Here is a 12,580-nt window from a genome sequence, read left to right as displayed (position 1 = left end):
TAAACGAGCCGTTCAGTCTCGCTCGCCGCTGGTGAGGCCCAGCAGCGCCAGCAGCGCCTGGAACACGTTCAGGATGTCCAAGTACAACGCCAGCGTGGCGCTGATGTAGTTGGTTTCGCCACCATCGACGATGCGCTTCAAGTCGTACAGCATGTAGGCGCTGAAAATGCCGATCACGGCGACCGAGATGGCCATCATGGCGGCTGTTGAACCGACAAATACATTGATGATGCCGCCGATCATGACCGCCATCGCGCCCACAAACAACCACTTGCCCATGCCGGAGAGGTCACGTTTGATGACGCTGGACAAGCTGGCCATCACAAAAAACACGCCTGCGGTGCCGCCAAACGCGGTCATGATCAGGTCAGTACCGTTGCGAAAGCCCAGTACGGTGGCAATCATGCGCGACAGCATCAGGCCCATGAAGAAAGTGAAGCCCAGCAGTACCGGCACACCCGCTGCTGAATTCTTGGTTTTCTCAATGGCATACATGAAGCCAAAGGCGCCGCCCAGAAACACGATCATGCCCAAGCCGCCACCGAGCGAGCGCGTCATGCCAGTGGCCACACCGAGCCAAGCACCCAGCACGGTCGGAACCAAGCTCAAGGCCAGCAGCCAATAGGTGTTGCGCAACACCTTGTTGCGCTCCTCGGCCGACGCTACATAGCCGTAGCCGCGGTCATACGATTGAACGTTGTCAGTCATGGTCAAACTCCTTCAGTATCTACAGGGTTCAGATGGGGTGGATTCTAGGGTGTATCAAGGGGCGGACCGAAAATCATTGTGGCGGGGCTCCTACTATTTGTAAGGGTACTTTCACCCGCAATAGGCCTAAAGCAGGACCGCAGAGCCGTTATGCTCCTTCTTTTCCCTAAAACGAGAGTTCACCCCATGAAAAGCAAATTCACTCTGGAATTGTCCGATATCAAGGCCATCGCGGCCGCTGCTGAAGCCGAAGCGCTGAAAAACAGCTGGGCTGTCACCATCGCCATCGTCGATGACGGCGGCCACTTGCTGTGGCTGCAGCGCCTTGACGGCGCGCCTGCGCTCTCGGCCCACATTGCCCCCGCCAAAGCCCACACGTCCGCCTTGAGCCGCCGTGAGAGCAAGGTGTACGAAGAAATCGTTAATGGCGGACGCACATCGTTCCTGAGCGCGCCCGACATCAAAGGCATGCTCGAAGGTGGCGTGCCAATCATGAAAGACGGTCAATGCCTCGGTGCCGTTGGCGTCAGTGGTGTGAAATCCATCGAAGATGCGCAAATTGCCAAGGCGGGCATTGCCGCCATCGGCCTGTAACTCAAAGGGCTATGCTGCGCCAGGGGGCTGTGCTCACCGATTCCCGGCGCAACGCGGCAACGGGGGTGGATTGGTTGCACTGCGCGACGATGTCGCGTGCGCAGCCTTCACAACGACCACATTGCGTGGCCACGCCCAGCTCCATTTGAATGTCGTCAAACCCCATGCCAGCCCGGACGTGGCGGGCAATTTCACGGTCAGAAATTCGGCGGCAGACGCAAACAATCATGGAAATACCTTGTGGGGCAGCAAATGGTGTTTAAATTATAAATGCGAATCTTTCTCATTTATTGGAATTATTCAATTCCCTGGCGTCGTGTAGGGACTCAAGCGGGCAGACTGCGGATAGCATGTCCTGCGCCAGGTCTGAATAGTTCACGGTCGCGGGTGATCCAGGCGAGAAATGTCACGTTTCAGCGTTGGAGATCTTCGCCAGACCGCGCGCAAGAGAGGATGAGCTCGGGTTTTCAACAAAAACGCAGCGTTTCCCGGTGCGTTTGCAAAAATCCTTCACCTTCCAGTAAGCGTTGTGACTGATACAGCCTGTCTGGCAAATCACCAAGTCAGCCGCGGCCAGACTGGCGTCGAGCACATTCTGGTTGTCTTCCAGGCCGCCGTCATGGTGAGAGAATTTTCCGCCGACGCCTTCCACCAGTTCCCGGTAGCTTGCCAGGTTGCCGCTTCGCCCGCCAACACACAGCACTGTCTTTTGATACAGGTAGACGGGAATGGTCAGTGCGCGCGTGACGGGTGCTCCAATGTCGTTCGCTGGTGATTGCCGCAGGATTCTATTTTCTGCGGGGTCAAGGGGTTTGGTGACAGTGTTCAGTTTTTTTCGCAGGTCGCAGACCTGCTCTTCAAGTTCAGTTTGCCGCGAAGCCATTTGCTCGATTTTCTTTTGCAGCCGCGCACTTGATTCCAGAGCCGGGACAGATGTTTTCAATGCGGCCAACTCGGCATTTAAAAAGGCGATGCTGCTGTCCTGGCGAATGTGCAGGCCCCGTGCTTGCATCAGCAGTTTGTTGAGTTGTTCAATTTCAAGCGCTTTCTCGCCCACGGATCGCGAGTTTCGCTCCTGCGCCTTGGCCAGTTCCTGAGCCAGGCTGGCATTGGCTTCCATCAAGGTATTGAACTCAAACCGGTCCGTGCGAAGGTTGCACACAGCGTGATGCTGAAACATGTGCATGTTGCGGCAAATGACCTCTTGCAACGGCATGTCGCAGCGGGGGTGGGTTAAAGCCGCCCACATTGCCCCCGCTGCATCGCCGTTCTCGACCGTTGTTTTCCACAGCTGGGCTAGTGTCTCAACTGTTTTTGCCTGACGGAATTGGCGAAGCAATGGGGCATGCCGATGATCGAGATCCTGCTGCAGCAATTCAGAGAGTCGACTGCGCTGTCCGCACTCGGCAACCGCCGCGACATGTACTTCGTAGTCATCTGCGGGCAAACGTTTGGCAACGGATTTTTCCACCAGGCGCCTCAAGGCATCTGCTGGCCAACACATGCCGACCAGAGTGCAATGGCATTTGGCGGCCAACTCCCAAAGTCTGCGTCGTCGTGATCCATTGACGGCCTGTAGTGTGGGCGCAGGATGCTGGGCATGGAGGCAATGGGTTGTGTGCGGCGTCGAGTTCATGCTACATTCTAAACAAGAATCATTCTTATTTACAAGAGATGCCTGCACGCCATGAAACTCTCAATGCCTTTTTTCGGATTCGCCCCTGCATGGGCATTGCCCAAGCCCGTGCAAGATATTGCCCCTGCATCAGCGGATTTTGAAAGTGTCGAGAACGAGCACCGGATACTGGTCAGGCAGTACGGTCAGGTGCAGTTGCGTTGCAGTGAGTTAGCGGCGGCGCAGGCGCAAGAAGTGGCGCGCTTGCAGGCCTGCGTGATGCGTTTGCGTGCGGAAGTGATGATCCGGGAGACTTCCCTGGCTTTTGAGCGGGAGGATCGGGCTGAACTGGATGCTGTTCTGACGAACGCCGATCTGGTGATCTGCCAAACCGGTTGTGTGAGCCATGACGCCTACTGGCGGGTCCAGGACCATTGCAAGCGCACGGGCAAGCGCTGTGTCCTGGTGGATCAGCCGACGGCCATCAAGGTGATGATGATGGCGTCGACCAATCCGGTTTAGGCGAGTTCGCCCATTTGCGATTGCAGGTAGTTTTGCAGGCCGACTTTTTCCACCAGATCAATTTGCGTTTCGAGGAAATCGATGTGTTCTTCGGTGTCATCCAGAATGCCTTGTAGCAATTCACGTGACACGTAGTCGCGCACGGATTCGCAGTGCGCAATGCCCGCCTTGATGGTGGCTTGAGCCCCCATCTCGGCCTTCAGGTCGCAGGCCAGCGCCTCGGGAACGTCTTCGCCCACGAGGATTTTGGCCAGGTCCTGCAAGTTGGGCAGGCCGTCGAGTTGGAAAATGCGGTCCATCAACAGGTCAGCATGTTTCATCTCGCCGATCGACTCGGCGTATTCCTTCTTGGCCAGCTTGTCCAGCCCCCAGTGCTTGTACATGCGGTAATGCAAAAAGTACTGGTTGATGGCGGTCAGTTCGTTTTTGAGCTGCGCTTGCAAATGCTCAATGACTTGAGGGTCACCCTTCATGAAATTCTCCTGCTTTTAAAACCATGATTGTGTCTGAAAACACCGGCTGAGTGGGCCCTAAAAGGTCACGCGGCAACGGCGACTTCAGTTGCAACAGGCGTGCGAATCAGGTAATCAAAGGCGCTCAGTGCGGCCTTGGCGCCGTCGCCAGCGGCGATCACGATCTGTTTGTAAGGCACGGTCGTTACGTCACCTGCCGCAAACACGCCGGGCAGGTTGGTGTGGCCCTTGGCGTCCACCACGATCTCGCCGTGTTTGCTCAATTCCAGCGTGCCTTTGAGCCACTCGGTGTTGGGCACCAGGCCGATCTGCACAAACACGCCTTCCAGCGTGACATGGTGAATCTCGTTGGTCGCGCGGTCCTTGAAGCTCAGGCCATTGACCTTTTGCCCGTCGCCCGTGATCTCTGTCGTCTGGGCGTTGGTGTGAATGGTCACGTTGGGCAGGCTTTTCAGCTTGCTGACCAACACGGCGTCGGCCTTGAGCTGGTCGGCAAACTCCACCAGCGTGACGTGGGCCACGAGGCCTGCCAGGTCAATGGCGGCCTCGACGCCCGAGTTGCCCCCGCCAATGACGGAAACTTTTTTACCCTTGAACAAGGGGCCGTCGCAATGCGGGCAGTAGGCCACACCCTTGTTCCGGTACTGGTCTTCGCCGGGCACGTTCACATTGCGCCAGCGCGCGCCGGTGGAGAGGATGACGGTACGGCTCTTCAATGAGCCGCCGTTGGCGAGTTGAATCTCGATCAGGCCGCCAGGCTCCGAGGCGGGAATCAGTCGGTCTGCCCGCTGCAGGTTCATGATCTCGACGCCGTAGTGCCTGACTTGGGCTTCCAGGGCCGCGGCAAATTTGGGGCCGTCGGTTTCCAGCACCGAGATGTAGTTCTCAATCGCCATCGTGTCGTTCGTCTGGCCGCCAAAGCGCTCGGCCGCAATACCGGTGCGAATGCCTTTGCGGGCGGCGTACACCGCGGCTGCAGCGCCAGCGGGGCCGCCGCCGACGATCAGCACTTCATACGGGTCTTTGGCGCTGAGCTTGGTGGCATCGCGCTGGGCGGCGCCGGTGTCGAGCTTGGCCACAATTTCTTCGACCAGCATGCGGCCGTTGCCAAACAATTCGCCATTCAGGTAGATGCTGGGCACCGCCATGATTTCGCGGGTGGTCACCTCCTCCTGGAAGGCGCCCCCTTCAATGACCGTGGTCTTGACTTTGGGGTTGAAGATGGCCATCAGGCTCAGGGCTTGCACCACATCCGGGCAGTTGTGGCAAGTCAGGGACATGTAGACCTCAAAGTTGAAGTCACCGTCCAGTGCCCGGATGGATTCGATCACTTCAGGTTCGACCTTGGGCGGGTGGCCACCCGTCCACAGCAGGGCCAGCACCAGCGAGGTGAATTCGTGACCCAGTGGCAGGCCGGCAAAACGCAGGCTGGTGGCTGTGCCAGCCCGTTGCAGGGTGAACGAGGGCTTGCGGGCATCGGTGCCATCGGTGCGCAGGGTGATCTTGTCGCTGCGCAGAGCCTGGATGGTTTGTAGCAAATCGCGCATTTCGGCGCTGGTGCTGCTGTCGTCCAAAGAGGCCACCAGCTCGATCGGCAGGGTCACGCGTTCCAGGTAGGCCGCAAGCTGGGTTTTGAGTGTGTCGTCGAGCATGATGGAGTCCTTTTGCTTCAAATTTGATAGCTGGTTACGCACTCGTGGTGCGGGCCAGGGCCGAATTTAGTCAATAAAAAAGCCGGACGGCAAGGCGCTGGGCACCCTGACGCTGTCCGGCTGGAGAGCGACCAAGCGCTCTGCCGTCTGGAAGAGACAGCTTAGATCTTGCCAACCAGATCCAGGGAAGGGGTGATGGTCTTGGCGCCTTCGTTCCACTTGGCGGGGCACACTTGGCCGGGATGAGCGGCGGTGTACTGGGCAGCTTTGAGCTTGCGCAGGGTTTCCTGGACATCGCGAGCGATTTCGTTGGAGTGGATTTCCAGCGTCTTGATCACGCCATCCGGGTTGATGATGAAGGTGCCGCGCAGCGCCAGACCTTCTTCGTCGATATGCACGTCAAAGGCGCGGGTCAGCTTGTGGGTGGGGTCACCGATCAAGGGGAACTTGGCTTTGCCCACGGCAGGCGATGTCTCGTGCCACACCTTGTGCGCGAAGTGGGTGTCGGTCGTGACGATGTAGACCTCAGCGCCAGCTTTCTGGAACTCGGCGTAGTTGTCAGCTGCATCTTCCACTTCAGTGGGGCAGTTGAAGGTGAACGCGGCGGGCATGAAAATGAACACGTTCCACTTGCCCTTGAGGGTTTCATTGGACACGGTGATGAACTTGCCGTTGTGGAACGCCTCGTTCTTGAAGGCTTGGATTTCGGTATTGATAAGGGACATGTAAATCTCCGTCAGGTTGAAAAAACTGGGCAGTGTTTTTGCTGCGTTGCACAAGTATAGCCAACAACTATTAAATATTTTTATTGTTATTTCTAAGCTATCGATTGGGTAAATCTATTAGCTATCAAAAATATAGCTACTTATGCACGTCCCTCCTGGGCTAGAGGCCTATTTCGTTAAAATAAGCTTGCCCAGCTTGGTGGTCTGCAGGCGGTAAGACGCTCCGTTATGTTCAATCAATACCGATTTTTGACCCTTGAACAAGGCGGCGCTTTGCACCGGGCCGGGCGCGATGGTTTCTGGCGGGGGCAGGCCCGCCCCCGCAGGCAGTTCGGGGCGGTCTGGCTGCGGGGTGGTCACAGGTTTTGACACACCGGCCATCAGTTCTTGGGTTCGGTGATGAACCCAATTTTCTTGATGCCGGCTTGCTGCGCGGCCGCCATGGCTTGCGCCACACGCTCGTAACGCACCGCCTTGTCGCCGCGGATATGCAGGTCGGGTTGTGGGTTTTTGCCCGCTTGCGCCTGCAGCAACAGGGGCAGGGCGGCGTCATCCACCGGCGCATCGTCCAGAAAGTAGGCACCCTGGGCATCCACGCTCAGGCGGATGGTCTGCGGCTTGGCCTCCTGCGGCACGTTGGTGGCCCGTGGCAACTCCACGTTGACGGCGTGTTTCATCACCGGCACGGTGATGATGAAGATGATGAGCAAGACCAGCATCACGTCCACCAGGGGCGTCATGTTGATCTCGTTCATGACCTCATCGGGTTCGTCTTGGGTTCCAAAAGCCATGGTGCCTCCTTAAGCTTTCTTCATGGACACCACTTTGCCGTCGCCGCTGCTCACGCGGGCGCCGGTGACAAAGTAGGCATGCAGATCGTGGGCAAAGCGGTTGAGTTTGGTCAGGATGGACTTGTTGCCCCGCACCAACGCGTTGTAGCCCAGCACGGCGGGAATGGCCACAGCCAGGCCCAGCGCCGTCATGATGAGCGCCTCGCCAATCGGACCGGCCACCTTGTCAATGGTGGCCTGACCTGCCGCGCCGATGCCCAGCAAGGCGTGGTAGATGCCCCATACCGTGCCAAACAAGCCCACAAACGGCGCCGTGGAGCCGACCGAGGCCAGCACGGCCAGACCCGACTGCAGGCGCGCTGTGCTGTCGTCGATCGAGTTGCGCAGGCTGCGCGTGATCCAGTCGCTCACGTCCAGTGTGTCGTGCAACTGCACCTTGGTGTTGCGATGGTGGGCGGTGGCCTCGCGCCCGGCAAGGGCCGCTTGGCGAAACGGGTTGCTGTCGTCCCCGCCCAGCTTGGTCAGGCCACCGGCAAAGTCTTCGCTGTGCCAGAAATCTTCGGCACGGCTGGCGAGCTTTTTGTACTTGAGGATGTCGAGTGCCTTCAGGATGATGACCATCCACGAGGCCAGCGACATGACGAGCAGCAGCAGTGCCACGGTTTTGGTGACCCAGTCACCTTGCGTCCAGACGTTGATCAGGCCGAGTTGGGAATCCATAAATACTCCAGAAAAAAAATTAAAAAAAATTATTCGAGAACGAAGCTGATGGGCACGTTGAACCACATCGCTTCGGGTATGCCGCCGCGTTTGCCGGGTACGTAACGCCAGCGCAGGACCGTTGAGAGAGCTGCCTGATCCAGCCGGTCAAATCCGCTGGACTGCTTGATCTCTGCCTTTTGGGCCGTTCCGTCAACGCCAATGAACACCCGCACCAGCACCTTGCCCTGTTCATTGAGCCGCTTGCTGATGCCCGGGTAGGGCGGTTTTGGGTTTTGCAGGTAGTCGGCATCGCTCGATGGCAACTCCACACGGGCTGGTGCGGGGGCTGCGGTAGCGGCCACCGCCGTGGCTGCCGGCGCAACTGCTACGGGAGCAACGGTTACGCCGCTGGGGGCGTTGGGCGACGGCGTGCTGTCTGCAATCGCCAGGGGCTGGGGCGTTGCCACCGGTGCAGGGGCGTGCACTTTAGCCACGGTTTGCGCCACCGGCACAGGCCTTGCTTTGGGCTGCGGCACCGGCGGTACGACTTTGGGCGTGGGTGGGGCGACGTCGGGCGCTGGCGGCGCAATGAATTCGCTCAGCAGCTCCGCTGGTACCACCAGTTCGATCGCGCGTTGGAGCAGGCCGTTTTGCAGCGCCCACAGCGCTCCGACATGAAAGACGACCACGCTGATGGCAATGATGACGTTGCGGTTCATGCGGGGCAGGTGGGGTTGATGTTCAGATAAAACCATAGTTTAGAAGTTTGCTCTTTCAAGGACGGCGTGGGCTCATGCCTCAGGTGTCGGCCCACATGCGCAGCAGGTTGTGGTAGCAACCCGTGAGACCGGTGGTCTCCGGAGTTTCGCCGTGTTGCTCGCGCAGGCGCAGCAGGTTCATGTCCAGTTCATACAGCAGGCGGCGCTGCTCGTCGCTGCGCACCATGCTCTCGATCCAGAAAAAACAGGCCAACCGGTAGCCGCGCGTCACGGGCTTGACCTGGTGCAGGCTGGTGCCCGGGTACAGCACCATGTGGCCAGCTGGCAATTTCACAGCCTGCTCGCCGTAGGTGTCAGCCACACACAGCTCGCCACCGTCGTAGTCCTCGGGGTCCGACAGAAACACCGTGCACGACACGTCGGTGCGCACGCGCTGGCCGCTGCCAGGCAGGTAGCGCACCGAGCCGTCGATGTGGTTGCCGTAGTAATTGCTGTCGCCCCCATAACGGTTCAACCGCGGTGGAAACACCCGCTTGGGCAGCGCGGCTGAAAAGAACAGGGGGTTGGTATCCAGACCACGCAGCACCATGGCCCGAATGTCACGGGCAGCGTCGCAGTCATGCGGCAATTGCTCGTTGTTTTTGACCTGGGCCGCCTGCACGCCAGCGCCTGGCCGCCCATCACCCCACGGTGCGTTGGCCAGCAGGGTCTGGGCTTGGCGCACTTCATCGGCAGTCAAAATGTCAGGGATATGGAGCAGCATGGCGTTGGCTTTGCAGAGTTAGAACTTGGCGTTGAGGGTGACTTCCACGATGCGGCCTGTGCCGGGGATGTAATGTCCGCTGTACAAGGCATCGGCGTAGAGTTTGTTAGTGATGTTGCTCACGTTGCCTTTGACGGTGAACTTGTCGTTCATCTTGTATTCGGCCATCAGGTCAGCGGTCACAAAACTGTCCACCGTCCATCCGGGGTTGCGGATCGGTGTCTGCTCTCCGCGGAAGTTCACACCCAGGCCCACGCGCCATTGTGAAGTGAGTTGGTAGGTGTTCCACACGGTGCCACTGTGCTCGGGTGTGAGCGAGGGGCGGGTGCCTTGGCCTTCCGAGCCCGCCACGCCGATGTCGATGTTGGCATCCGGGATCCACATATAGGAGCCGTAGATTTCCCATTGCGGCGTGATCTTGCCTGTGACGTCCACTTCAAAACCGGCCACATGGCGCTTGCCCGAGAGCGTGACCAGGTTGACCAGCGGGTCGGTGTTGCGTTCATGCAGCTTGGTGGAGTGGAACAACGCCACGCGAGTGGTGAATTGCTTGTCGGCCGAGTCCAGCTTTGCGCCCAGTTCCAGATTGATACTTTGCTCCGGTGGCAGGTCCTGGTTACTGGCGCTCAGGGAGTAGGCTTCACCCGACGTGTTGAACGAGGTGGCTGCCGAGAAATGGTAGGACTGCAGCTCGTTGGGCTGGTACAGCACGCCCACGCGTTTGCTGATTTCCGACACCTTCATGGTGTAACTTGTCGTGGTGACAGGCCCCGCAGCAGTGGGTGGAAGGGCGTAGGTGGTGTAGTCGCCATTCAGGTTGTCGTAGCGCAGGCCAGCCAGCAATTTCCAGTGGGGTGCCACTTGCACCAGGTCTTGCACATACATGCCAAAGCCGGTGGAGTCGAACTGGTTGGTTTGGTACAACACGCGCGAAGACTCGTTGACCGAGGCGCCGTCATCCGTCGTGCCTGCTGTGGTAGTGGGCTTGGTCAGGTTGACGCCGCCTTGTGCCGCCGTACGGGCGGCATAGACCTGGCGCTTTTCGCTGGCAAAGTCTACTCCGGTGAGAAGTTCATGTTGGAACCCCAGCGCCTTGAACTTGCTGCTGTAGTCGCTTTGCAGGTACAGCGTGTCCATGTCCTGGATTTTGAGCTGCGTGCCGCGTGACAAGATGGTGGCGTCGTTGAAGGTAGCGAGCGAGACGTTTGTGGGGCACTGTGGGTTCGTCACCACGCCTGTTGTTGCGTTGGTTGTTTGCAGGCAGTGGCGTACGGTGCCTGAGCGTTGGTCACGCGTATAGCTGCCGACTCGGATGCTGGATTTCAGTTCGCTGTCGTCCTGGAATCGGTGGGTGTGGCTGGCCGTGATGTGCTGGGCGCTGCCTTTGTTGTAGTCACTGGCCATGCCAAAGTAGGCGCTGGGGTCGAGCTTGTCGTTGATCGTTGTGTCTGACACCGCGGAGGTGGCCGTGGGGCGAATCCACGGTATGCCGTAGTTCATGCCGTTGTTGTTTTGCAGGTCATACAGACCTACAGAAAATTCGTCGGCGGTGCCAATGCCAAAGCGGTAAGTGGCGGCAATGCCTCTTTTGCTCTGGCTGTTGCCTGCGCCGTCATTGTCGCCTTCGGTGGCCATCGCGTTGATGCGCAGGGCTGCGTTTTCACCAGTCTGGAGGTTGAAGTCGCCCGTGATGCGCTTGTAGTTGTAGCTGCCAATCGTGGTTGAGATTTCGTTTTCGTCCATGGTGCGGGGCTGCTTGCTCACCTGATTGACGGCGCCGCCCGTAGAGCCGCGTCCAAACAGCATGGAGGCAGAGCCACGCAGCAACTCTAGTCGATCGAAGTTGAACGTGTCGCGCTCGTAAAACGCAGGGTCTCGCATGCCGTCAATGAAGACATCGCCGGTCGCCTGTAAAGAAAAGCCTCGCAGACGGATGTCCTCCTCGCCGCCTTCAGCGGCCAGGAACGAGATGCCGCTGGTGTTTTTCAGGGCTTCTTTGACAGTGTCATGGTTGCGATCATCGAGCAGCTTTTCCGTGACCACCGTGATTGACTGGGGAATGTCACGCAGCAGTTGCTTGCCTTTGCCAATGGTGGTGGTGGTGGCGCGCAAGGCGTCTTTGCCTTCGGCGGCTTCCGCGCGTTCCTTGACGACCACGGGTGCCAGGGTTCGCTCTGTTTCAGTAGATGTTTGCTGGGCCATGGCGCTCATGGAGCCTGCCAGCAACATGGCACCCAAGGGCAGGAGCGGGGCTGAGTTTGCTATTGATTTAGTAGCTGGTTGTGCACGTACTACCTGAGCTAGAGTGCTATTTGGCTTATTTTTTAAATGCTGGGACATGGGACGGCCTGGGTCAGAGAGTTGCTGGCTGGCTGAATCCGCAGGCAGTTCATGACTGTGCAGTGTGGCTGGCTTTGAAGGGATGAATTATAAATGCGAATAGTTCTCGTTTGTATACATTTGTAAAAATTTGATTCAAATCGATGACAAAACAGCGTCGGACATGCCTCTTCTAAAATACAGAAGCCTTATTTTTGGGCTCCGGTCCCGACTACACTCAATTCATGCCACGCTATAACGCCCCCTTCGAAATCCATGTCCATGGTCAACTGGCCTTGCGACCTGATGTTGTGTTTGACCAAGTGCAGGACGCGCTCAAGCCCCTCTGGAAATACGCTGGCGCGCGTTCATTGGCCGATGCCGCCAACAGTTCGTATGAAGACGAACCCGGCCTGAAATTTGACCCGCAGGAGCACACACTGCAGATGTGCTGGACGGTGTCTGGCGATGATGACTTCCGCCAGGTGCTCGACGAGATGTGCATGAACCTCAACGACATCGCGCAATCGGGCGCGGCCATTGAGGTCACGTTTTATGACGCCGAGTTTGACGAGGACGATGAAGAATCTGACGAGGAAAGCCGTGATGACTTCTTGATGCTGTTTGTGGGGCCAGACCCTGCCGCCATCATGCAAGTACAGCGTGACTTGCTGGTGCAAGATGTCATCAACATGATGGAGCGCCATTTCGATGGCGCTGAACTCGGCGGTGTGGTGTCGGAAATCGACAAGCTCTTCAGCCAGCGCTTTGATGACCTCGTGAACTCGCTCCAGCTTGGCAAGCCTCCCCGCGGGTCGGGTGGTGGCGGCCACGGTGGCGTTGGGCATGGCGGTGGGCGCAAGCCGCGCCACTTGCACTAGCGGGAGGGCTGTGCGGCGGATTGCCCGCCTTTTTGCCTCTAATTTCGGCTCTTGTGCCCGTATGTAGTGCGTAGAATGCTATCATTTTTGAAGTATCTCGTTTAAGGAATGGTTCA

General features: G+C 58.3%; 15 protein-coding genes. 3 read left to right on the top strand and 12 right to left on the bottom strand.

The genetic code is table 11. The annotated features are described in order from the left end of the window. Window positions 1-12 precede the first annotated feature (12 nt). Window positions 13-708: a Bax inhibitor-1/YccA family protein gene (locus AC097N_RS07165; protein ID WP_479580209.1), complete on the bottom strand. Its 696-nt coding sequence runs from the start codon at window positions 706-708 to the stop codon at window positions 13-15. A 186-nt stretch (window positions 709-894) separates the two neighbouring features. Here AC097N_RS07165 and AC097N_RS07160 point away from each other — a divergent pair, with 186 nt between their 5' ends. Then, window positions 895-1,302, top strand: coding sequence for a GlcG/HbpS family heme-binding protein (locus tag AC097N_RS07160; protein WP_479580208.1), 408 nt, complete (start codon window positions 895-897; stop codon window positions 1,300-1,302). Window position 1,303: 1 nt separating this feature from the next. Here AC097N_RS07160 and AC097N_RS07155 read toward each other — a convergent pair whose 3' ends face one another. Next, window positions 1,304-1,531 carry a (2Fe-2S)-binding protein gene (locus AC097N_RS07155; RefSeq protein ID WP_479580207.1) on the bottom strand — a complete coding sequence of 76 codons (228 nt, stop codon included), beginning with the start codon at window positions 1,529-1,531 and terminating at the stop codon, window positions 1,304-1,306. A gap of 177 nt (window positions 1,532-1,708) precedes the next feature. Continuing rightward, window positions 1,709-2,986: a DUF2325 domain-containing protein gene (locus tag AC097N_RS07150; RefSeq protein ID WP_479580206.1), complete on the bottom strand. Its 1,278-nt coding sequence runs from the start codon at window positions 2,984-2,986 to the stop codon at window positions 1,709-1,711. Between the two features lie 3 nt (window positions 2,987-2,989). On the opposite strand from AC097N_RS07150, the gene AC097N_RS07145 reads away from it, so the two are divergent. Further along, complete coding sequence (locus tag AC097N_RS07145) at window positions 2,990-3,439, top strand: DUF2325 domain-containing protein (protein WP_479580205.1); 450 nt, start codon at window positions 2,990-2,992, stop codon at window positions 3,437-3,439. Here the strand turns inward: AC097N_RS07145 and bfr are convergent. The 9 genes from bfr to AC097N_RS07100 all read right to left on the bottom strand — a co-directional run bounded on the left by bfr (window position 3,436) and on the right by AC097N_RS07100 (window position 11,493). Beyond that, window positions 3,436-3,912, bottom strand: coding sequence for a bacterioferritin (gene bfr, locus AC097N_RS07140; RefSeq protein ID WP_479580204.1), 477 nt, complete (start codon window positions 3,910-3,912; stop codon window positions 3,436-3,438). The two genes, AC097N_RS07145 and bfr, sit on opposite strands and share 4 nt — an antisense overlap. Window positions 3,913-3,977: 65 nt before the next feature. Then, window positions 3,978-5,564, bottom strand: a complete 1,587-nt coding sequence (ahpF, locus tag AC097N_RS07135) for an alkyl hydroperoxide reductase subunit F (protein WP_479580203.1) — start codon at window positions 5,562-5,564, stop codon at window positions 3,978-3,980. 161 nt (window positions 5,565-5,725) lie between these two features. Next, on the bottom strand, window positions 5,726-6,289 hold the full coding sequence (ahpC, locus tag AC097N_RS07130; protein WP_479580202.1) for an alkyl hydroperoxide reductase subunit C: 564 nt from the start codon (window positions 6,287-6,289) through the stop codon (window positions 5,726-5,728). 168 nt (window positions 6,290-6,457) lie between these two features. After that, a complete protein-coding gene (gene hemP, locus AC097N_RS07125; protein ID WP_479580201.1) occupies window positions 6,458-6,670 on the bottom strand; it encodes a hemin uptake protein HemP in 213 nt (70 codons plus the stop codon). After that, a complete protein-coding gene (locus tag AC097N_RS07120) occupies window positions 6,670-7,080 on the bottom strand; it encodes an ExbD/TolR family protein (protein WP_479580200.1) in 411 nt (136 codons plus the stop codon). The genes hemP and AC097N_RS07120 overlap by 1 nt, the downstream gene beginning before the upstream one ends. Before the next feature lie 9 nt (window positions 7,081-7,089). Then, window positions 7,090-7,800: a MotA/TolQ/ExbB proton channel family protein gene (locus tag AC097N_RS07115; protein WP_479580199.1), complete on the bottom strand. Its 711-nt coding sequence runs from the start codon at window positions 7,798-7,800 to the stop codon at window positions 7,090-7,092. Window positions 7,801-7,829: 29 nt separating this feature from the next. Beyond that, the gene (locus AC097N_RS07110) at window positions 7,830-8,537 is read right to left on the bottom strand and encodes an energy transducer TonB (RefSeq protein ID WP_479580198.1); all 708 of its coding nucleotides are present in this window, start codon (window positions 8,535-8,537) and stop codon (window positions 7,830-7,832) included. Window positions 8,538-8,580: 43 nt separating this feature from the next. Next, complete coding sequence (locus AC097N_RS07105; RefSeq protein ID WP_479580197.1) at window positions 8,581-9,264, bottom strand: Fe2+-dependent dioxygenase; 684 nt, start codon at window positions 9,262-9,264, stop codon at window positions 8,581-8,583. Window positions 9,265-9,282: 18 nt separating this feature from the next. Then, window positions 9,283-11,493 carry a TonB-dependent receptor gene (locus AC097N_RS07100; protein ID WP_479580196.1) on the bottom strand — a complete coding sequence of 737 codons (2,211 nt, stop codon included), beginning with the start codon at window positions 11,491-11,493 and terminating at the stop codon, window positions 9,283-9,285. Window positions 11,494-11,828: 335 nt separating this feature from the next. Between AC097N_RS07100 and AC097N_RS07095 the strand changes: the two genes are divergently transcribed. Beyond that, entirely contained in the window at window positions 11,829-12,464 is a 636-nt protein-coding gene (locus tag AC097N_RS07095; protein WP_479580195.1) for a DUF6806 family protein, read from the top strand. The last annotated feature ends 116 nt before the right edge of the window (window positions 12,465-12,580 follow it).

The sequence above is a fragment of the Rhodoferax sp. LS1R11 genome (genome assembly GCF_056521395.1).
The sequence above is the reverse complement of the archived record's forward strand: the minus strand, read 5'-3'. Positions and strand labels throughout refer to the sequence as shown.

Excerpts from the sequence above, each read along its gene's own strand:
- hemP (WP_479580201.1), bottom strand. The coding sequence starts at position 6,670 with ATGGCCGGTGTGTCAAAACCTGTGACCACCCCGCAGCCAGACCGCCCC.
- ahpC (WP_479580202.1), bottom strand. The coding sequence starts at position 6,289 with ATGTCCCTTATCAATACCGAAATCCAAGCCTTCAAGAACGAGGCGTTC.
- AC097N_RS07100 (WP_479580196.1), bottom strand. The coding sequence starts at position 11,493 with ATGTTGCTGGCAGGCTCCATGAGCGCCATGGCCCAGCAAACATCTACT.
- bfr (WP_479580204.1), bottom strand. The coding sequence starts at position 3,912 with ATGAAGGGTGACCCTCAAGTCATTGAGCATTTGCAAGCGCAGCTCAAA.
- ahpF (WP_479580203.1), bottom strand. The coding sequence starts at position 5,564 with ATGCTCGACGACACACTCAAAACCCAGCTTGCGGCCTACCTGGAACGC.
- AC097N_RS07095 (WP_479580195.1), top strand. The coding sequence starts at position 11,829 with ATGCCACGCTATAACGCCCCCTTCGAAATCCATGTCCATGGTCAACTG.
- AC097N_RS07160 (WP_479580208.1), top strand. The coding sequence starts at position 895 with ATGAAAAGCAAATTCACTCTGGAATTGTCCGATATCAAGGCCATCGCG.
- AC097N_RS07145 (WP_479580205.1), top strand. The coding sequence starts at position 2,990 with ATGAAACTCTCAATGCCTTTTTTCGGATTCGCCCCTGCATGGGCATTG.
- AC097N_RS07115 (WP_479580199.1), bottom strand. The coding sequence starts at position 7,800 with ATGGATTCCCAACTCGGCCTGATCAACGTCTGGACGCAAGGTGACTGG.
- AC097N_RS07105 (WP_479580197.1), bottom strand. The coding sequence starts at position 9,264 with ATGCTGCTCCATATCCCTGACATTTTGACTGCCGATGAAGTGCGCCAA.
- AC097N_RS07120 (WP_479580200.1), bottom strand. The coding sequence starts at position 7,080 with ATGGCTTTTGGAACCCAAGACGAACCCGATGAGGTCATGAACGAGATC.
- AC097N_RS07165 (WP_479580209.1), bottom strand. The coding sequence starts at position 708 with ATGACTGACAACGTTCAATCGTATGACCGCGGCTACGGCTATGTAGCG.
- AC097N_RS07155 (WP_479580207.1), bottom strand. The coding sequence starts at position 1,531 with ATGATTGTTTGCGTCTGCCGCCGAATTTCTGACCGTGAAATTGCCCGC.
- AC097N_RS07110 (WP_479580198.1), bottom strand. The coding sequence starts at position 8,537 with ATGGTTTTATCTGAACATCAACCCCACCTGCCCCGCATGAACCGCAAC.